Consider the following 19486-nt stretch of genomic DNA (forward strand, 5'->3'; position numbering starts at 1 on the left):
TGAGCCGTTAAATAGCCAAGATAGTCGCCTGCTTCGCTTTGCACTAAACCCCTTGTTTTGAACTGTGTGAATCAGGAGCCCATTTTAATTTCAATTTATGATACTCTTGCTTCCTCTCACACGCCATGCAGTGATCGAACTCTTTGTCACAAATTAAACAAATGAATAACAACGAACTCCAGTCTATCCAAATCAAGCCGCTCGAATATCAATCAACTTTAGCTAAACAGCTGTTTTCAGGTATAGAAACCCTACCGTGGACAATGCTATTACGCTCAGCTTCAGAAAGCCATGTTGATAGTCGTTTTGACATTTTGGTTGCTCAACCGGTCGCCACATTCGAGACAATCGGTCAAAAAACCACAATAAATGTTAATGAAAATCGTGTCGTTTCAGAGAACGATCCATTTGAGTTGCTGCATCAGTATCAACAGGAATTAATCCCCGATCTTGATTGTGAACATGACCTGCCGTTTGTTGGTGGTGCATTGGGTTATTTCAGCTACGATTTGGGACGTCGTGTAGAGACGTTACCAGAACTGGCTGAACATGATATCAAAGCACCAGATATGGCCGTTGGCCTGTATAATTGGGCTGTTATTGTTGACCATAAACTCAAGACAGCGTGTGTAGTTGGTTTAAATGTTGAAGCGCGACTGGCATGGCTTCAGGATCGTAGCCCTGTATCTCATACGCCATTTAGCTTAACCACTAAATGGCAGTCGAACATGAGTCAGGATAGCTACAGCAATAAGTTCGATTCTGTTCAAGAGTACCTATTATCTGGTGACTGCTATCAAATTAACTTGGCGCAGCGCTTTAATGCTCAGTACCAAGGCTCAGAGTGGCAAGCGTATGAAAAGCTTGAGCAATACAACAGCGCGCCGTTCTCTGGTTTTATTCGCCTTGAAGAATGCGCCATTTTAAGTGTTTCTCCAGAGCGCTTCCTTGAGCTTAAAGACAACACAATTGAGACCAAACCAATCAAAGGTACCCGCCCTCGCTCTGAAGAAGTTCAAGTCGATGCTGAATACGCGAACGATTTAGCTAATGCAGAGAAAGACCAAGCAGAGAACCTGATGATTGTTGACCTGCTGCGCAATGACATTGGTCGCGTCGCAAAACCGGGAACAGTACACGTTCCGAAACTGTTTGATATCGAAAGCTTCCCTGCGGTGCATCACCTAGTGAGTACCATTCGTGCTGATCTCGATGAACAATACAACGCCGCTGACTTATTAAGAGCGTGCTTCCCTGGAGGCTCCATTACTGGTGCACCGAAAGTAAGAGCAATGCAGATCATTGAAGAGTTAGAGCCGCATAGACGCTCTGCTTATTGTGGCAGTATCGGTTATATCAGTCGTCATGGTCGTATGGATACTAGCATCACGATTCGAACCTTGGTTGCTGAGGACCAAACACTTTACGCATGGGCCGGTGGCGGCGTAGTTGCAGACAGTAATTGCCAATCTGAATATCAAGAGACACTAGACAAGCTCAGTAGAATCCTGCCTGTGCTTGCTCAAGACTAATCAAAAGCACAACGCAGTATTCTAGATGTGCTAACAAAATAAAAAAACCAGAAGTCCGAGCTTCTGGTTTTTTATTTGAGTCACGCTAACAAAGTGTACAAGCTATTATCTTAATACCCTTTCTGCTGTACCTACTGAGTAACTGGGCTTACTCCCCACTTCTTAAGCATCTCTTTTAGATCATTGGCCGTATATGGCTTGCTCAGGATGTCGTCCATACCACACTCGATGCAGCGCTCACGCTCCTCTAAAGTCGTGCCCGCAGTCAATGCCACAATCGATTTGGTGTAGCCTCTTGCACGAAGCTTCTCGGTCGCCTCAAAGCCATCCATTATTGGCATTCGACAGTCCATGAATACCACATCGTATTCATTGGCACTGGCCAGTTCAAAGCCTTCTACGCCGTTGTTCGCAATGGCTGGTTCAATCTCATGCTTGCGCAGCATCTGCTGAATAATGATTTGGTTCATCTTGATGTCGTCTACCACCAGCACTTTTAATAGTGATAAACCTGTATCAGAAACGATGCTCTCTTTTACTTTCTCTTCGTAGTGAGACGTTTCTACTACGATGAGAGGTAGTGCGATGGTGAATGTGGTCCCAACACCTTGCTCACTTTTTACCGAGATATGGCCGTTCATCAGGCTCACTAATTTACGGCATATCGCAAGGCCTAAGCCGGTGCCTTCATAGTTTCGACTACTGGATCGGTCAGCTTGAGTGAACGGGTCGAACAAGGTGTTGATTGCGGTTTCGGCGATACCTACCCCGGTATCTTCTACAGCAAAAACGAATTGCCCATCTTTCCAGCTCACATCTACTCGGACGTAACCCTCTTCAGTGAATTTAATGGCATTACCGATCAAATTCACAAACAACTGAGTGATTCGCTCCAAGTCACCATTAAAATAGGCTGGAACCTGCTTGCCTATTGAAATCGTAAAGTCGAGCTGCTTCTCCGTCGCACGGTTGATGAAAATGCTCTCTATGGTGTTTTTCAGATCACGCAACGCAAATGTTTTTGGAATCAGTTCCAGCATACCTGCGTTGATTTTACTGTAGTCGAGCAAATCATTGATGATGGTTCTGAGGAATTCACCAGACTGGCTGAGGTTGTTAATGATTTCACGTTGCGGCTCAGTCAGTTCTGTATCGCTAATCAACTCTGCACTTCCTAACAATCCATTAAGCGGCGTTCGAAGTTCATGGTTAATCATCGCAACAAAGTCGCGAGTAGAACGTTCGGACTCTTCAGCTCGGCGTCTTGATTCGATGTTACGATTGATAGCCAGTTGATGGGTAATGGCACTACAGATAAGATCCGTTACTAGCATAAGCTGGCTTTGAATAAAGTCGCCATCTTGATCGCCGAGGTTTACCTTTACTAGTAGCGAGCCAATAATAACCTTCTCTACCTCAAGCGGAATCAACAACACATCGCCTTGCCACATCAATTCTTGAGCATCCAGATCCACTCCACCGAGCGCAGCATCCCCATAGTCATTGGTTTTTAGTTCAGGCAGCAATTTTGGAGGCAGCACTAAACGGCTAGCTTCAATTAGATAACTGTTAGTGATGTTGGTGGTTAACTCTTGGAGCATAACGTCGTCTAAGTCGTTACGTAAAAACGCCCGACCAAAGTCGATCAACAAGTTATCTATCTGCTCTTGGAATTCGATCCGACGTATGTTGGCGTTGGAGCGCTTCTCAAGCTGACGTAGCGCCAGCTCAAGCTGTTGGTTTGCTTCAAAGAGTTCCAGGCTTTTCTGTTCTAGTAACCTTTCCGCTTCTTTTCGTGCTGCAACTTGTCGTTTAAGCTTACGCTCAATGGCCGACTCTGAACTCATACTGCTATTCTACTCTCAAGTTGAAACGAACAACGCTTTGGTCTTCATTTTGAGGAATCATCTCTATCGCGATAGATTCGTTGTGATAGTCCGCGCACCCCTCTATTAAACCTAGGCAAACATGTGACATGCAGCGGGCGCTTTTATAGTCGAACACCAGCTGTGCTTCTTCCGTCGTTAAGAATGTAAACTGAGGCGGCTCAGCATCTGGGTAGAGCTTCTTCACTTCTACGTGGATATAACGCTCTACATGCTGGATGAACTGAAAGGTGGTATTGCTATGGGTGAGACTGGCTTTATCAGGCAAAGAGTCGAGTAAGTTCTTGAATACAGACTGCCCGAATACACGCTGCAGGCTGGCAGCATCAATGTCAGTTTTTTTGCTGAGATTGATAATGAGTTTAACTAGGTCTTTGTGATCATAACTGCCGACTGAGGTATAGATACCTTCATCGTCGGACATTTCAAGCACTTCCTCAAGAAGGTCAAGACCAAACTTATCTTCAACAAGCTCTAAGAATTCGGTAAATATGATTCCTTTCATTGCATACCTTCATTTTTTAGTTTTTAGAATTATCACGCCGCTGCAGTTGCCGAGTCCGCTGGTCGCTATAGTATCTAAGTAGCTATGGTCTCTAGGTCGTTATGAGCACTAGATTGCTAAGTACTTAACAGCCCAATGAAAACTTACAATATAGGCGGTGGTTTCTATCAATATAGCAAATATGCAACGCTTCGCACCCCTTCATTCCTAAAACTGTCGAGTGTTGCCGATTGGTGTTGAGCCAGAAGTTGTGCTTATACTTATTAGCATAATAATCAATACATTGGCTCAATATGGACAAACAGAACTTCTTACAACAATTTCAACTTAACCCGATTGTGGGCTATCACCCAGAATCCATTGAACGTGTGGCACAGATTCGTGATGAAGATCTACGCCAAGCCGCTGTGGTTGTCGGACTAGTAGAACGTGAAAATGGACTTAACGTAATTTTTACTAAACGAGCTGCACATCTGAAACATCACCCCGGACAAGTGAGCTTTCCCGGCGGAAAATACGAACAAAGCGACCCGACATTGCAACATACCGCACTTAGAGAGCTACAAGAAGAGATCGGTATTGTTAAGGAGCAGGTCAAAGTGATAGGTCAGCTTCCCGCTCTCAATACCATCAGTAAATTTTCAGTAACGCCGATTGTTGCGCTGATTGATTCCGACTACGAGCCCAAAATCGACCGTAATGAAGTGGACTCAATTTTTGAAGTTCCTGCCGAATATGTGTTCGACCAAGCCAACTTACACAGTCATTTAGTAGATTTTAAAAAGGTCAAGCATCGCGTCTTCGCAATGCCGTTCAAAGACCAGTTGATCTGGGGCGTAACGGCACAAATTGTACAATCAATGCAGCAGCATGTAGTGAAACAGGTTACATAAAATGGAGGTTTCAGTTATTTTTTATTAACAAACGCTCAAAATTCCATGGAACAGATTTATTAATACGTTTTTACGCAAACGGTTACCTTGTATAAATCTAAAACAGCCCACCCTTCAGATAAGAAAAACTAATATCAGGCATGAGCAAAAATCACCTGTAGCACGCCAAAATCGTGATCACAAAACCGTTTTTCGCCTATCATATAACAAGCCGTTTCATTACATGATTTAGATCTATTTTTTGCCGAAGAAAATTCTGCAAAATTAGCCCCGACTTATTTCCTGTTCCCAAAAAATGAGTAATTTAACATGAATACAACAACTTCTTCGGCAAATGCCGTAAAAGACTCGAGCAAGTTTACTTATAAAGATTTTACTTGGTGTCTTTCTCTGTTCGGTACAGCAGTAGGTGCTGGCGTACTATTCCTTCCAATCAAAGCTGGTGCGGGTGGTTTTTGGCCATTAGTTATCCTAGCTCTAATCGCAGCACCAATGACTTGGTTTGCACATAAATCTCTAGCACGTTTTGTACTGTCTGCAAAAAATCCTGAAGCAGATATCACTGATACAGTAGAAGAACACTTTGGTAAGACTGGCGCGAACCTTATTACTTTCGCTTACTTTTTCGCTATCTACCCAATCGTTCTAATTTACGGTGTTGGTATCACAAACACTGTGGACTCTTTCCTTGTAAACCAAATGGGTATGGAATCTATTCCACGTCCTCTTCTTTCTGGTGCACTTATCCTAGCTATGACTGCTGGTGTTGTATTCGGTAAAGAGCTAATGCTGAAAGCAACTTCAGCGATGGTTTACCCACTAGTATTCATTCTACTAGCACTGTCTTTCTACCTAGTTCCTGATTGGAACACATCTATGATGGACGTAAGCCCAGAATGGTCTGCAATGCCTTCTATCATCTGGCTAGCAATTCCAATCATCGTGTTCTCTTTCAACCACAGCCCAATCATTTCTCAGTTCTCTAAAGAGCAACGTCGTGTACACGGTGAAAACGCAGTTAAGAAGACTGACGCTATCACTGGTGGCGCAGCAATGATGCTGATGGGTTTTGTAATGTTCTTCGTATTCTCTGTTGTACTTTCTCTATCTCCAGAGCAACTAGCAACAGCACAAGCACAAAACATCTCTGTACTTTCTTACCTAGCTAACGTTCACGACTCTCCACTTATCTCTTACATGGGTCCTCTAGTCGCGTTCGCAGCAATCACTTCTAGCTACTTCGGTCACTTCCTAGGTGCACACGAAGGTCTAGTAGGTCTAATCAAATCTCGCTCTAACACTCAAGTAAGCAAGATTGAAAAAATCTCTCTAGCGTTCATCGTTGTGACTACTTGGATTGTTGCGGTAGTTAACCCAAGCATCCTAGGTATGATTGAAACAATGGGTGCTCCAATGATTGCAGCTATTCTGTTCCTAATGCCTGTGTTCGCGATGAACAAAGTACCAGCAATGGCTAAGTACAAAACTTCAGCACCTGTACAAATCTTTACAGCTTTATGTGGTCTAGCGGCTATTAGTTCTGTAATCTACGGCGCTCTTTAATCTCAGCATCATTACACTGACGCACATGAGTGAAGTATTACTCATTGAGCAAGCTGAGCATTAAAACCAAATATAATGATAATAAATGAGCCTCCCTACTCCCCTTGGGAGGCTCTCTTTTGAGGTAATCACTATGATTAGTGTTTTTGATATCTATAAAATCGGTGTTGGTCCATCGAGCTCACACACAGTTGGACCAATGAAAGCGGGTAAAGAGTTTATTGATGATCTTCGTTCAATGGGAAAATTGCGCGACATCACTAAAATCACCGTGGACGTATATGGATCACTATCACTGACAGGGAAAGGTCACCACACAGATATCGCTATCATCATGGGTCTTGCTGGCAACACCCCTGAGAAAGTAGACATCGATTCTATTCCGGGCTTTATCGCTCGCGTAGAAGAAACTGAGCGCCTTCCTGTTGGCATGCACTGTCACACAGTATCGTTCCCGAAAGACGGTGGTATGAACTTCCATACTACTAACCTTGAGCTACACGAAAACGGCATGACTATCCACGCTTGGATCGATGACGAAAAAGCGTACTCAAAGACTTATTATTCTATTGGTGGTGGCTTCATCGTTGACGAAGAGAACTTCGGCAAAGAAGAAGAGAACCCAATCAAATCGCCTTACGAATTCACAACCGCTGAAGAGCTAGTGAACCAGTGTAAAGAGAGCGGCCTTTCTATCAGCACACTTGTGATGAAGAACCAGGCAGCCCTTCACTCTGATGAAGAATCTCGCACTTACTTCGCGAACATCTGGAAAACGATGCGTGAATGTATGGATCGCGGCATGAACACTGAAGGTATCCTGCCTGGTCCACTACGTGTACCTCGTCGTGCTGCGGCACTTCGCCAACAGCTGATGACTTCAGAGAAAACAACTAACGATCCAATGTCGGTTGTTGACTGGGTAAACATGTTCGCTTTCGCTGTTAACGAAGAGAACGCAGCTGGCGGTCGTGTAGTTACTGCCCCAACAAACGGCGCATGTGGCATCATCCCTGCGGTACTGGCTTACTACGACAAGTTTATTCAAACAGTAACAGAGAAAGACTACATCCGTTACTTCGCAGCTTCTGGCGCGATCGGTGGTCTTTACAAGCGTAACGCTTCTATCTCTGGTGCAGAGGTTGGCTGTCAGGGTGAAGTTGGTGTGGCATGTTCTATGGCTGCTGCTGGCCTTGCTGAGCTTATGGGTGGTAGTCCAGAGCAAGTATGTATGGCTGCGGAAATCGCAATGGAGCACAACCTAGGTCTAACATGTGACCCAGTTGCTGGCCAAGTACAAGTACCATGTATCGAGCGTAACGGTATCGCTGCAGTAAAAGCGATCAACTCGACTCGTATGGCACTGCGTCGTTCTTCTGCTCCTACTGTATCTCTAGATAAAGTTATCGAAACGATGCTAGAGACTGGTAAAGACATGAACGCGAAATACCGTGAGACTTCTCAAGGTGGTCTAGCAATCAAAGTGGTTTGCTAATTAGCACTCACATTTAATTTGCTTATAAAGAAAAGGAACGCCGAGGCGTTCCTTTTTTGTATCTATTATTTTGATGCCTATGGCTAGCGTCGAATTAAATCACTTGAGAGATAATCAAGAAGCAACCAAACAGCAGAGAAAATAGCATCATCACGCTGCCACCTTCCGCTGAATATCTATCTTCAGCCATTTTCATAAATCGTTGCTTGTGAACCATCACTAGTGGGATAAACACAGCAAGGAACACCAAGATAATACCTGCGTAGTTCAATACTTGTAGGAACTTATCTGCTGCCAGCAATGAACCTGTAAGAGGTAGAATAAAGCTAATTACGTAAGTTACCGCAGTGTTCTGGTTAAACATGTCTCGGTTTTGGTTAAACAGAGCCATTGCTACACCGAAGAAAGAGGTCAATAGTGCCAAGCCAGTGAAGGTCGACAGGATATTACCAATCCAAGGTGACTTAGTCTCAAACGCGGCCATCAAGTCTGACACGTTATGGAAGCTTCTAAATTGCTCTTCGCTTAGGTTACCCACTACAGCAAATAACCAACATAGGTAACAGACAAGTGGAATCAAGGAACCGACAATCACCATGTTGCGTAGTTGCTTGTCTGTCGCTTCTTGGTTGTAAGAAACCAGAGTAGGAATCACCACCATAAAACCAAAACTGGTAAACAAGATCGCACTGGTTTTAATTAGCGCGGCGTGATCATGACTCGTTACTTGCGTCAGGTTTTCTTGAGTCATACCCGGAGCAAGGAACGTCATCGTAATCACAAGGCTTGCTAGCATCACAAAGAATAGCGCTCGGTTGAGCTTATCAATCACACCTGTACCACACGCAACCACTGCACCCGCAATCAAGGTGAATGCAATCTGGCCTGTCGTCGCACTGATATTAATGCCAAGGCTTGCAAGTAGTTGGCTTAGAAGATCGCCAGCACCTAAGATGTACGCCATCAATAAGCAGATTAGCAGAGCGTAAAGCAGGCCATTAGTAATCAGCTGCCCTTGTTTGCCTAGAGTTTTACGCGCGATTGAGTTCAAACCAAGGCCGCCACCAGCCTTGATTGTCGCTTCAAGGAGCAGAAGCGCCGCATAAGTAGTACCGAAGCAGATCAGTACCATCAAAAGTGAACCGTATAGCAATCCAAATTGAGCAAGAACCATTGGAATTGCGAGCATACCAGCACCCAGAGCGGTACCAGCGATAATTAGGGAGCTCCCTATCATTTTAATATTCATTGTCTTTAACTTATTTGTTTAGTTTTTAATAGGTGTACTTCTCTGTCATCAATCAAGATGCAAAGAAAATTCGAAAGAAGTTAAGCTTTAAAACGAATATCGATAGGAGCGATAAGCGGAGTTAAATCGCGAGAAGGCAGTAGAAAGCGAGCTGTGATAAAAGCGAGATTGTAGAGAAAGAGAGGCAACTGAAGAGTTCTGTTGCTGATGTGGTGAACCTTCTGTCGGTTCGATGATTGGTGATGTGATTTTGAATTTCATCTATGTGTCCAAATTAATCACATTCCGTGTTATTACAAGCAGCGATCCTTTACTGCGTTCCTCAAGTATTGAGGTAAATTCATCTTAACGAAAGACACCTGAAAAACAACGGCACAACCTTATTTTCTGCTATTTTTTGTTCGTTTGACTGTAATTTAAACAATCAGAGTTAAAAAACATCACATATATTCTAAATCACTCATTTAAGCGATCCTATTTGCTACATTTATCTAAAAGTCTTAACTCATATTCACATGTTATTTTCATTTTCAATCTCACGCCCGCCACTATAGACAAATACATTAATTAAAAACCTCATTAGTTGAAACAAGATCAAAATATGACGCTAAGTGCGCTGTTTTTATGACGTTTTAACGCCAATTTTCCATCACAAAGCTGCTACATCACAGAAACATAACCACAATCGGAGTATGGTCACACAATTACCCCTTTATGGTAGGTACCGCATAACTTTGCCGCTACAGTATGCTCGTCATTATAATTAATAAAAATATGTGTTCGGTATGCGCTCAACAATAACGTTTAAAATACTGGTAGCACTGGCCGTAGTTTTCTCCCTACTCCTCGCTATCTCTACATACTTTCAATACACGCAGCAGAAGCAACTTGTAAACTCAGTTTTGAGTGAGCAACTGCACGATAAAGCCAGTAACTATTTCGATAGCCTCAACATGATGATGCTGACAGGCACCATGTCGCAAAAAGAGACGCTACGTCATAAAGCATTGGCGCAAGAAGGCATCGAAGATGTTCGCGTGCTTAGAGCAGACACTGTCAGCAAACTTTATGGTCCAGGCAGTGCTGCTCAACAACCGAAAGACGACATCGATAAACGTGCGCTCGCCGGTGAAACGGTCATTGAACCTTTCAGTGCGGATTGGGGTAAAGGACTGGTCATCGCCCTGCCAATGAAGTCGAGTGAGAATTACCGCGGCACTAACTGTGTGTCTTGTCATATGGCACCGGAAGGTGAAGTACTCGGCGCAATTCGTCTTGAGTACAACTTGAGCCATGTAAACGACCTTATTCATACTCAAACTGTGACAGCCATTGCCATCATGGCTGTGATCTCTTTTGTTGGCTTTGCTCTGACCATGGGGCTTATCCGCAAGATCATTGTCCGCCCTCTTCAGCAAACCGCTCGTTTCATGACACGCGTCAGCGACGACAAAAACCTATCTGAAAGATTGCCAATTGAGCGTAATGACGAAATTGGTTCGCTATCAGCAGCGATCAACTCTTTCATGAAGACGGTCTCGAACAGTTTAGGTCAGGTACAAGACACCTCACATAAACTGAATGCGTCGGCAAACCAATTAACCAGTGTTGCTCACATTACTGAGACAGCCGCCAGCGATCAGCAAGGTGAAACGGCCGAAGTGCAAAGCAACATTGAAGGGATTCAAGCGCAACAAGTGAGTGCAGAGCAAGCCACTGTGACAGCTTCGAACCTAATCAACCATACCGCTGACGTCGCGTTCAAGAGCGCAAACCAAGCTCACGATGCAAGTAATGAGATTAAGAACCTAGTGACCAGCATCGAAGAGGTGAAAGATAAGATTTCTTCTCTCAATCAACAAACCGGCGAAGTGTCTTCTATCTTGACCGTCATTCATGGAATTGCCGAGCAAACCAACCTATTGGCGCTCAATGCAGCGATTGAAGCAGCACGTGCCGGGGAGCAAGGCCGCGGGTTTGCGGTGGTTGCCGATGAAGTTCGCCACCTAGCCTCTCGCACGGCAGAAGCCACAGGCAACATCGAGTCGATCATCAATCAATTCCAGCAAGGTAGTGAGCAATCTCTACAATCTGCCGACCATGTATGTGCGCAGGCTTACCAAAGCTCGACCGATATCGACGCACTAGCAGAAGAGATGAATGGCGTTGTTGAGGAGATGAAGCAGGTATTAGCGCACGCTCAAGATATTCAACATCAGACTCAATCCACCACGCACGCAACGAAAGATGTGCAGAATAAGATTGAAGCGATCACATCTCATGCCAATAACACCTCACAATCGGCAGCAAGTACTCGTGACATCAGTAACGACCTTGAAGAGCTGTCTGACCACCTAGAGAGCTTGATCAACCAATTTACCCTTTCAAATAAGCAACAAGGAAGCTAATCACGCTTCTTCATATCTAAAACAAGGCCGACTAATAGAGTAAAAAGTCGGCCTTTAAAGAAAAATAAGTCCATATAGGAAATATTTCTTTCTTCAACTAACAATAAAGGTTGAAGCTCTCTGTGTGACAGGTAATATGTTCCATTGATTTAAAAAGTTTATACAACTCAATGTTTCGATTGTTTTTTGTTCAAGTATCAGAAAATTAAAACTATCGTGATTTAGCATTGGGTTGAATTTGTCCCTCAATGGAGAATGAAACCAACATGACTTACGCGCCTGTAAAAGACGTACTTGGCGGCAAGCTAGCGGTAGACAGTGAAGTAACTGTTCGCGGCTGGATCCGTTCACGTCGTGATTCCAAAGCTGGAATCTCTTTCCTTGCCATTTATGACGGCTCTTGTTTCGACCCGATTCAGGCCGTGGTCCCTAATAATCTTAATAATTACGAAAACGAAGTACTAAAGCTGACTACAGGCTGCTCTGTTGAAGTAACTGGTAAGATTGTTGAGTCTCCTGCGAAAGGTCAAGACTTCGAACTTGCTGCAACTGACGTTAAAGTTGTTGGTTGGGTTGAAGACGCAGAAACTTACCCAATGGCGAAAACTCGTCACTCTATCGAGTACCTTCGTGAAGTAGCGCACCTACGTCCACGTACTAACGTAATCGGTGCTGTTGCGCGTGTTCGTAACTGCCTATCTCAAGCAATTCACCGCTTCTACCACGAGCAAGGTTTCTTCTGGGTATCTGCTCCACTGATCACAGCTTCTGATGCAGAAGGTGCTGGTGAGATGTTCCGCGTTTCTACGCTAGACATGGAAAACCTACCTCGCACAGAGAAAGGCGATGTAGATTACAACGAAGATTTCTTCGGTAAAGAGACATTCCTGACGGTATCTGGTCAGCTAAACGCAGAAGCTTACGCTTGTGCACTAAGCAAAGTTTACACGTTCGGCCCTACGTTCCGTGCTGAAAATTCAAACACAAGCCGCCACCTAGCTGAGTTCTGGATGGTTGAGCCTGAAGTTGCATTCGCTGACCTAGAAGACGTTGCTAAGCTGTCTGAAGACATGCTTAAGTTCGTGTTCAAAGCAGTACTTGAAGAGTGCCGTGATGACCTTGAGTTCTTCGCTCAACGCATCGACAAAGAAGCAATCACTCGTCTAGAGCAGTTTGTTTCTTCTGACTTCGCGCAAGTCGATTACACTGACGCAATCCAGATTCTTCTAGATTCAGGTCGTGAGTTCGAATTCCCAGTTGAATGGGGTATCGACATGTCTTCTGAGCACGAGCGTTACCTAGCAGAAGAGCACTTCAAAGCACCAGTAATCGTGAAGAACTACCCGAAAGACATCAAAGCATTCTACATGCGTGCGAACGATGACGGTAAGACAGTAGCGGCAATGGACGTACTAGCACCTGGCATCGGTGAAATCATCGGTGGTTCTCAGCGTGAAGAGCGTCTAGACATCCTAGACGAGCGTATGCGTGAAGTAGGTATCGACCCAGAACACATGAGCTGGTACCGCGACCTACGTAAATACGGCACAGTGCCACACGCTGGTTTCGGCCTAGGTTTTGAGCGTCTAGTATCTTACGTAACAGGCATGGGCAACGTACGTGACGTTATCCCATTCCCACGTACTCCTCGCTCTGCGAACTTCTAATTCCGCACTACGCTGAATTAAAAGAAAGAAAACAAAAACCTCCGCAATTGCGGAGGTTTTTTATTGGTTAAATCCGCGAAGCTATTCACCTGCGTGTCGTACCAAGAAGTGATCTAACAGAATCTTCTCGACTGATTCATTGTTTTTGTCGATATTGATTGGCTTGAATTCGACAATCATTTGGTCACCTTTCTGCTCAAAAGCGTTCACCTTCAACAGCAAACTCTCTTTGTCCGCCTTGATATTGTGGGCAACCTGACGACCATTGATAAAGAGGTCAAACGCGGGCGCCTTTGGATTAGCAGGAATAACCGTTTCAAAAGTATAGCGCTCACCATCAGCGGCATACACTGTGTTATAGATACCACCATCTTCAGTCCAGTACGTACCATTAAAGTCCATGTTTTCAGCTCGCCAGTAACTATAAAATGCGTGCAGGTTATCAACAGTGCCTTGTGTTTCATGTGTCCATTTCACATCACTTAACTCAACGACTTCTGTGTAACTAAAGCCGTGTGTTTTCATGTCATGTTTAATGCTCTCTAAACGGCCGATAACGTCATCATAGGTATCTTGCCAACCGAGTTCTCCGTAATACTGCAGGCCTATCTCACCCAGAATATAAAATTCACCATCACGCTCAATCGTAATACCCGAGCCTGAGTCACCATGAATCGCCAACCATTGGAGGTTACTCTGCGGCATGATGACAGGATCGTATTTGTACTCTGCCAGCCATTTTTTATCGGTGTCGTTGTACTTGACGAATTTTCTACCACCATTACGGCCATTGTAGTTTCCAAACCCAACGGTGTTCACTTCATAAATTTCGTCATAGCTAAACATGCCTTTTTCAGGAAGCTTAGCGGGTTTGATACCCGTGATTGGCGTGTCCAAACGGACAAGTGCAAAATCATACACACCATCTGTAAACTCGTATTCACCCCACACACCGTTAGGATCGGTACTTGCGCGTGATGAATGTACTGTTTGATAAACACCATTCTCATCTTTTTTAAATGATGAGCACGTAACCGTGTTGCGATAGCCTTCACTCTTCGCTCCTGACACATGGTTCGCTGTGATGACCCAATAAGGGTCGATCAGCGTCGCAGATCCTGCATTCATGTGGCATGCGAAATCAAATTTACTTTGTAGTGCAAATTCTTTGTGCTGAGTCACCGAGCGATCCATTTTCCCAATGCCAGCTTGCGCTGAAAATGTCGCCAAGATTGCTGATGCAAGAATCAGTTTGTTCATGATTATCTTACCTCCATGAACTGGATAGCTTCTAGTGCGTGATACCCCTTATCTTGCTCAAAATCGAACTGTCTTGGGCTACGGCTATAGGTTACGGTTAGTTGGTCATCTGGCGATTCAGATTGAAAGCGGATTGTGTTCTTCACGCTGGTCATGTGGAAAGAGATGTCGTTCTGAACAGTTGTACATTGATTTTTGAGGCAAGCAGTGACATCGGACGATGACAACCAATTGTGTGTATAAAGCTCAACAACAAACTCGCCCTCTTTTCCTGGAGTGACCGTAAACTCGTAACCACCATTGCCATGAATAATTGCAGAGTCTGCCAATTGGTCACTGTAATCTAGCGAGCTTCCTCCATCCCAGTAATAACGGTTGCCGATAGCATTCTTAGTAGTACCGTTTTTTACTTTTTCTAAGTTGCCTGTTTCACGCACGTTTGAGATATAGCTGACTTCAGGCTTTGCTATATGTTGATGCTCACCGTACCAAAAAGACCAATCTAAACCATCAAGGTCAACGTCGTTCGCATAGCGATAACGGCCTTCATCAAGCTCATAACCATGAAATTCACTTATCAATGTCAATCCGTGGCTTTCTACCTCAGTGACATTCGATAAGTCGTTTAGGTCAACGACAAGTTCACTACTGTGAGCAAAACTCGCCACCAGCCCGATTGCTAATACACTCATTTTATTCATATTTATTCCTCTCAACTGAACAATACGATTGTATGAGAGAGATATTTATATGGTGTAAGACACTGTAAGCACATCAACTTGTTTGCTAATTTGCGCACGACCAATAATTGACACAAATACAACAAGGTTTATTCGCTGATCAATTTATTAATAGCTTTAGAGTGGGGTCAACATTTTGGCTATGACTAACAATTTTTGAGAAAGCACTTACTCGGGCTTACATTTGACAAGGGGAATATATTTGGTGAGGACGAATAATGAGTGGTAATGAGTTGGACAAGCCAATTTGATAAGGAGTAAGAAATAGATTTTTCCTTCCCTACTCCTTAGTAGAAAGCTGTCATTGATAATCGGTTAGGATTCTTCTTGTTTTTCTGCGTAACGAATCGCCAGCGCACAGATACCAAATAGAACAAATGGAATAGCAGCTGTGGTGTATTCAGTCCATGCCATATCAGCAAATGCTTTTGCCAACAACACATGGCCGAAAATCAACAGTACCGCACATACAATAGCGACTAGGATAAGTTTGATTTCATTTCCAGCAGGTGGTTTCAACATAACGGTTTCTCCAATATTTGGTCTACCGTTATTCAAACACAGATTATCTTGTTGAAAGGCGTACAGTTATGCCTGATTCAAGGCGTACAGTTTTTAATGTTGAGGTTTATGACTTACGCAACAGTTGGTGAGCGAGCTGGCCCACCGTTTTCAACGCAGAACGGCGATCTTGAGTCAGCTCATGAGAGAAGTTAAGTCGAATCGCGTGAGAGACCATATCACTCTCGCTGAACAGGTCGCCCGAAGCGATACTAATCCCCTTCTCCATTGCTTGTTTATACAGCTTATGGCTGTCGAATAACTCAGGGAAACGAATCCAAATAAAGTAGCCACCCTGCGGCTCTTCTAGTTCAATTGAAATAGGGAAATACTCTGTTACTGCCTCGATAAACTCTTGCTTCCTCGATTGTAGGTGCTTACGTAGTTTACGCAGGTGATTATCGTAGCTTTCATGAGTAAGGAAATGTGCCACGCCCAACTGTACCGGAGCACTGCTCGATAGTGTGGATAGAAGTTGCTGTTTTTGGATTTGGTTATGATAACGAGCATTGACTACCCAGCCCACACGATAGCCGGGACACAAACTCTTCGAATAAGAACCACAGAGCAACACAGAGTCATTAGTATCGTAGGCTTTAAGCGGCTTAGGTTTCTCACCATCGTAATAGAGGTCAGCATAAACGTCATCTTCGATTATCAAAGCTTGATGTTCACGAGCAATAGCAACCAGTTCTTTTTTGCTCTTATCTGACAGGCAAGTTCCGGTTGGGTTTTGGAATGTTGTCATCAACCAACACGCTTTGACATCATGATCAATCAACGCTTGTTTAAACGCAGTGATGTTCAATCCATCCTTAGGGCAAACCTCTACCTCTACTGCGTTCAATCCGAGCCTCTCGACAGCTTGCAGCGCGCCATAAAACGCTGGCGCTTCTATAACTACTGTGTCACCCGGTTTGGTCACCGTTTGCAGGCTAAGGTTTAGAGCTTCCATAGCGCCGGACGTGATCACGATATCTTGATGACTAACGACAATCCCTTGCTGTAGATAACGCTGGGCGATTTGACGCCTTAAAGATTCACTCCCGGGAGGAAGGTTATTAATAACACTCGCTCCCGTCATCTTACGCCCTGCACTAGCAAGGTTTCTGGTCAAAACCGGAAGTGGGAACAGGTCCGGGTCAGGGAAAGCTGAACCAAAAGGCACCACGCCTTCAGCAGAGCTAGAGGTTAGAAAGTCGAACAACCTATCGTTGATCGCACGTTTGGGTTCTGATACTTCAGGTAACGTCACCAGGCTCTCGATTTTAGGTGCCACAAAGTAGCCAGATTGGGGCTTGGCAATGATCCAGCCTTCGCTCTCTAACAGTTGGTACGCCTGAAGAACCGTACTGTTACTGACCTTATAGTTACGGCAGCTCATACGAACAGACGGGATCTTCTCGCCAGATCGCCAAGTATTGTTGGCTATCTGTGTGCGAATATCCTTTGCCAGCTCTTCGTAACGTGCCATAAGTTGTACTACCTAAAGAATCAATAAACCCAATACTCTAGCATTAACATGGGCTTAGATTGTAGCTATCCCACTGATTCAGCGTCATTTATATAATTGTGTGAAAAACTTCACAGAACTAATGAGCTGCTCTGCTAACTTTGATGCATAGCGAGATATTCATATCGCTCTAAACTTATACAGATGTTCACAATAATAATGCGAGACCATAATGAAAAAGATAGAAGCAGAACACTTAGAGTACAAAGGTGAATCAAATGGTGTCCACAGTTGGACAGCGCCAAGTGGACAACCTTACTACTGGCACCCAGATTGGCTGCACATTGCTGAAGACGCAACCGGCTCACATCCAAAAGAGAAGCTTGATGTTGTTGATGACCAACCAGCTACTCAAAAACATGCCGTATCGGCCATTCTAAAACACATCAACCAGTGGGCAGCGGACAAGCTAGCTTCACACCCAGAAATCGAAGCGGGTTCGGTTGAAGCAGAAATTCACCTTAAGAAATGACGCCTCCATGGTTCACTGACTATTAGAGAAGTCAGTGAACCCAATTTCCTCTACCCATAACAACTCCCAGACAAACGCTACACTTAACAATTCTATAAAAGCTTTCACTTAGTTATATCAATTGCTCTTTCTCACCGATAGAATTATCAAAATCCATACAGAAGAAATATTTTTTAGCCTGTCTCGTTCTACTAATAAGTCATTGGAAGCAGACTAGGATAATAACAAGGATTAATTGATGGATTCTTCACACCACAATACCAATCTAACCGCCAAGCTGTACGTTCTCGCCGGTGTTCTTTTTGGGACATATGGCAGTCGAGTTTGTCCGATGTTAGAAACATTAACGGCTATGGAAACGATCACGCACGTCAGCATAGTGTTTGCTATTCTATTTATGATTCGTTTTGTCATTGCCCCTCGCTGGTCTGTTTACCAACAAGGGCAATATATTAAGCTAGATACGAGCCTATTCTTCGCGATTAGTATCCCACTCGCGACCTATTACAACCTAAGTTACGAGTTTCCCCTAGATAGCAACCTGAAGGTTTTATTCGGATTGGCGCTGTTTGGATTCTTTACTGGTAGCATTCTAGAGCTCGACTCCAAGCTCAAGCAGATGGATACCTACCATGTACAAGGTGTCAGCAACGTTCAACTTAGCGGTGTTCGCCAATCTTTGGTTAAGCAGCTGATAGGCTTAGTAATGGTACTTCTAACATCGTTGACCCTGATGCTAAGTATGGTCGCAATCAAAGACGTATTTTGGCTCGAGCATAATCCAGAGCGCATCTTAGACGGCACGGGCAAAATCAGCATAATGAAAGAGTTTGCCTACTTATCCTTAGTACTAGGTGGTTATGCCGTGGTGATCATGACGATGTGGAGCAAACTGATTAAGAAAATTCTGTTAAGTCATGAATGCGCACTGGTTGAAGTAACCAAGGGGAACATTCAATCTCGTCTGCCTGTATTCAATCACGATGAACTTGGCTCGATGGCATCATTGACCAATAACATGCTCGATAGCCTGCAATCCGTTCAGCAAGAGGTCAAAACGACCCGTGACGTGGCAATCGTCAGCTTGTCTGCCTTAGCGGAATCTCGTGACAACGAAACTGGCGCTCATATTTTACGAACGCAGGAGTACGTAAAAGCATTGGCGGAGCAAATGAGCCTATCACCAAAACACTCATCATTGCTCACACCTGAATACATTGAACTGCTCTACAAATCGGCACCACTGCATGATGTCGGCAAAGTAGGTGTTCCTGACAATGTGCTGCTCAAGCCAGGTAAATTGACAGATGAAGAGTTCGACATCATGAAAAAGCACCCAGAGATTGGTGCTGAGGCACTGTCTATTGCTGAAGGTCAACTGGGTAGTAGCTCATTCCTAAGAGTAGCTAAAGAGATATCACTGACTCACCATGAAAAGTGGAACGGTCAAGGTTATCCGAATCAATTGGCAGGTGAAGACATTCCATTGTCTGGCCGCTTAATGGCATTGGCTGATGTGTACGACGCCTTGATATCAAAACGTGTATACAAACCCGCTTTTAGTCACGATAAAGCCAAAGGCATCATTATTGAGGGTAAAGGTCAGCACTTTGACCCTGAGGTTGTTGAAGCTTTCTTAGCGGTAGAACATCAATTTGTTGAGATTGCCGCAACACACAAAGATGGCAAGCACGACATCAGCGAACTCGAACGAGAAAACCTGACTTTACAGCCTGCGTAGC

Annotated in this window: 16 protein-coding genes; 8 read left to right on the forward strand and 8 right to left on the reverse strand. The window is 44.2% G+C overall.

What is annotated here, in order from left to right:
* The first annotated feature begins 161 nt into the window (after positions 1-161).
* Positions 162-1532, forward strand: a complete 1371-nt coding sequence (gene pabB, locus KI743_RS15705; RefSeq protein WP_285467204.1) for an aminodeoxychorismate synthase component I — start codon at positions 162-164, stop codon at positions 1530-1532.
* A gap of 131 nt (positions 1533-1663) precedes the next feature.
* Here pabB and KI743_RS15710 read toward each other — a convergent pair whose 3' ends face one another.
* Positions 1664-3379 (reverse strand): ATP-binding protein, encoded by a 1716-nt coding sequence (locus tag KI743_RS15710; protein WP_285467205.1) that lies wholly within the window; start codon positions 3377-3379, stop codon positions 1664-1666.
* A gap of 4 nt (positions 3380-3383) precedes the next feature.
* On the reverse strand, positions 3384-3923 hold the full coding sequence (locus KI743_RS15715; protein WP_285467206.1) for a heme NO-binding domain-containing protein: 540 nt from the start codon (positions 3921-3923) through the stop codon (positions 3384-3386).
* 293 nt (positions 3924-4216) lie between these two features.
* Here KI743_RS15715 and KI743_RS15720 point away from each other — a divergent pair, with 293 nt between their 5' ends.
* The 3 genes from KI743_RS15720 to KI743_RS15730 all read left to right on the forward strand — a co-directional run bounded on the left by KI743_RS15720 (position 4217) and on the right by KI743_RS15730 (position 7874).
* Positions 4217-4816 carry a CoA pyrophosphatase gene (locus KI743_RS15720; protein ID WP_150868821.1) on the forward strand — a complete coding sequence of 200 codons (600 nt, stop codon included), beginning with the start codon at positions 4217-4219 and terminating at the stop codon, positions 4814-4816.
* Positions 4817-5125: 309 nt separating this feature from the next.
* Positions 5126-6379: an aromatic amino acid transport family protein gene (locus KI743_RS15725; RefSeq protein ID WP_285467209.1), complete on the forward strand. Its 1254-nt coding sequence runs from the start codon at positions 5126-5128 to the stop codon at positions 6377-6379.
* A gap of 133 nt (positions 6380-6512) precedes the next feature.
* Positions 6513-7874 (forward strand): L-serine ammonia-lyase, encoded by a 1362-nt coding sequence (locus KI743_RS15730; protein WP_150894305.1) that lies wholly within the window; start codon positions 6513-6515, stop codon positions 7872-7874.
* A 94-nt stretch (positions 7875-7968) separates the two neighbouring features.
* Here KI743_RS15730 and KI743_RS15735 read toward each other — a convergent pair whose 3' ends face one another.
* Together KI743_RS15735 and KI743_RS15740 are read right to left on the reverse strand one after the other, a co-directional pair.
* A complete protein-coding gene (locus KI743_RS15735; protein WP_285467210.1) occupies positions 7969-9123 on the reverse strand; it encodes an amino acid permease in 1155 nt (384 codons plus the stop codon).
* 87 nt (positions 9124-9210) lie between these two features.
* Positions 9211-9384 carry a hypothetical protein gene (locus KI743_RS15740; RefSeq protein ID WP_160168781.1) on the reverse strand — a complete coding sequence of 58 codons (174 nt, stop codon included), beginning with the start codon at positions 9382-9384 and terminating at the stop codon, positions 9211-9213.
* Between the two features lie 524 nt (positions 9385-9908).
* Between KI743_RS15740 and KI743_RS15745 the strand changes: the two genes are divergently transcribed.
* Both KI743_RS15745 and asnS read left to right on the forward strand, forming a co-directional pair.
* A complete protein-coding gene (locus tag KI743_RS15745; protein WP_285467211.1) occupies positions 9909-11531 on the forward strand; it encodes a methyl-accepting chemotaxis protein in 1623 nt (540 codons plus the stop codon).
* Positions 11532-11797: 266 nt separating this feature from the next.
* A complete protein-coding gene (asnS, locus tag KI743_RS15750; protein ID WP_150868825.1) occupies positions 11798-13198 on the forward strand; it encodes an asparagine--tRNA ligase in 1401 nt (466 codons plus the stop codon).
* An 81-nt stretch (positions 13199-13279) separates the two neighbouring features.
* Here the strand turns inward: asnS and KI743_RS15755 are convergent, their stop codons facing one another.
* The 4 genes from KI743_RS15755 to KI743_RS15770 all read right to left on the reverse strand — a co-directional run bounded on the left by KI743_RS15755 (position 13280) and on the right by KI743_RS15770 (position 17233).
* Positions 13280-14458, reverse strand: coding sequence for a serine protease (locus KI743_RS15755; RefSeq protein WP_285467212.1), 1179 nt, complete (start codon positions 14456-14458; stop codon positions 13280-13282).
* 2 nt (positions 14459-14460) lie between these two features.
* Positions 14461-15159 (reverse strand): hypothetical protein, encoded by a 699-nt coding sequence (locus tag KI743_RS15760; RefSeq protein WP_373417839.1) that lies wholly within the window; start codon positions 15157-15159, stop codon positions 14461-14463.
* Between the two features lie 354 nt (positions 15160-15513).
* A complete protein-coding gene (locus tag KI743_RS15765; RefSeq protein ID WP_285467214.1) occupies positions 15514-15720 on the reverse strand; it encodes a hypothetical protein in 207 nt (68 codons plus the stop codon).
* 106 nt (positions 15721-15826) lie between these two features.
* A complete protein-coding gene (locus KI743_RS15770) occupies positions 15827-17233 on the reverse strand; it encodes a PLP-dependent aminotransferase family protein (RefSeq protein WP_285467215.1) in 1407 nt (468 codons plus the stop codon).
* Between the two features lie 211 nt (positions 17234-17444).
* Between KI743_RS15770 and KI743_RS15775 the strand changes: the two genes are divergently transcribed.
* Positions 17445-17744: a hypothetical protein gene (locus KI743_RS15775; RefSeq protein ID WP_032548730.1), complete on the forward strand. Its 300-nt coding sequence runs from the start codon at positions 17445-17447 to the stop codon at positions 17742-17744.
* A gap of 238 nt (positions 17745-17982) precedes the next feature.
* A complete protein-coding gene (locus KI743_RS15780; RefSeq protein WP_285467217.1) occupies positions 17983-19485 on the forward strand; it encodes an HD-GYP domain-containing protein in 1503 nt (500 codons plus the stop codon).
* Position 19486 lies beyond the last annotated feature (1 nt).

Origin of the sequence: Vibrio sp. D420a (assembly GCF_030248625.1) — a bacterium.
In the GTDB taxonomy this organism is placed as follows: Bacteria; Pseudomonadota; Gammaproteobacteria; order Enterobacterales; family Vibrionaceae; genus Vibrio; species Vibrio fortis_A.

Bases quoted from the DNA above. Each gene is read 5' to 3' on its own strand.
- pabB (WP_285467204.1), top strand. From the start codon at position 162: ATGAATAACAACGAACTCCAGTCTATCCAAATCAAGCCGCTCGAATAT.
- KI743_RS15710 (WP_285467205.1), bottom strand. From the start codon at position 3,379: ATGAGTTCAGAGTCGGCCATTGAGCGTAAGCTTAAACGACAAGTTGCA.
- KI743_RS15715 (WP_285467206.1), bottom strand. From the start codon at position 3,923: ATGAAAGGAATCATATTTACCGAATTCTTAGAGCTTGTTGAAGATAAG.
- KI743_RS15720 (WP_150868821.1), top strand. From the start codon at position 4,217: ATGGACAAACAGAACTTCTTACAACAATTTCAACTTAACCCGATTGTG.
- KI743_RS15725 (WP_285467209.1), top strand. From the start codon at position 5,126: ATGAATACAACAACTTCTTCGGCAAATGCCGTAAAAGACTCGAGCAAG.
- KI743_RS15730 (WP_150894305.1), top strand. From the start codon at position 6,513: ATGATTAGTGTTTTTGATATCTATAAAATCGGTGTTGGTCCATCGAGC.
- KI743_RS15735 (WP_285467210.1), bottom strand. From the start codon at position 9,123: ATGAATATTAAAATGATAGGGAGCTCCCTAATTATCGCTGGTACCGCT.
- KI743_RS15740 (WP_160168781.1), bottom strand. From the start codon at position 9,384: ATGAAATTCAAAATCACATCACCAATCATCGAACCGACAGAAGGTTCA.
- KI743_RS15745 (WP_285467211.1), top strand. From the start codon at position 9,909: ATGCGCTCAACAATAACGTTTAAAATACTGGTAGCACTGGCCGTAGTT.
- asnS (WP_150868825.1), top strand. From the start codon at position 11,798: ATGACTTACGCGCCTGTAAAAGACGTACTTGGCGGCAAGCTAGCGGTA.
- KI743_RS15755 (WP_285467212.1), bottom strand. From the start codon at position 14,458: ATGAACAAACTGATTCTTGCATCAGCAATCTTGGCGACATTTTCAGCG.
- KI743_RS15760 (WP_373417839.1), bottom strand. From the start codon at position 15,159: ATGAATAAAATGAGTGTATTAGCAATCGGGCTGGTGGCGAGTTTTGCT.
- KI743_RS15765 (WP_285467214.1), bottom strand. From the start codon at position 15,720: ATGTTGAAACCACCTGCTGGAAATGAAATCAAACTTATCCTAGTCGCT.
- KI743_RS15770 (WP_285467215.1), bottom strand. From the start codon at position 17,233: ATGGCACGTTACGAAGAGCTGGCAAAGGATATTCGCACACAGATAGCC.
- KI743_RS15775 (WP_032548730.1), top strand. From the start codon at position 17,445: ATGAAAAAGATAGAAGCAGAACACTTAGAGTACAAAGGTGAATCAAAT.
- KI743_RS15780 (WP_285467217.1), top strand. From the start codon at position 17,983: ATGGATTCTTCACACCACAATACCAATCTAACCGCCAAGCTGTACGTT.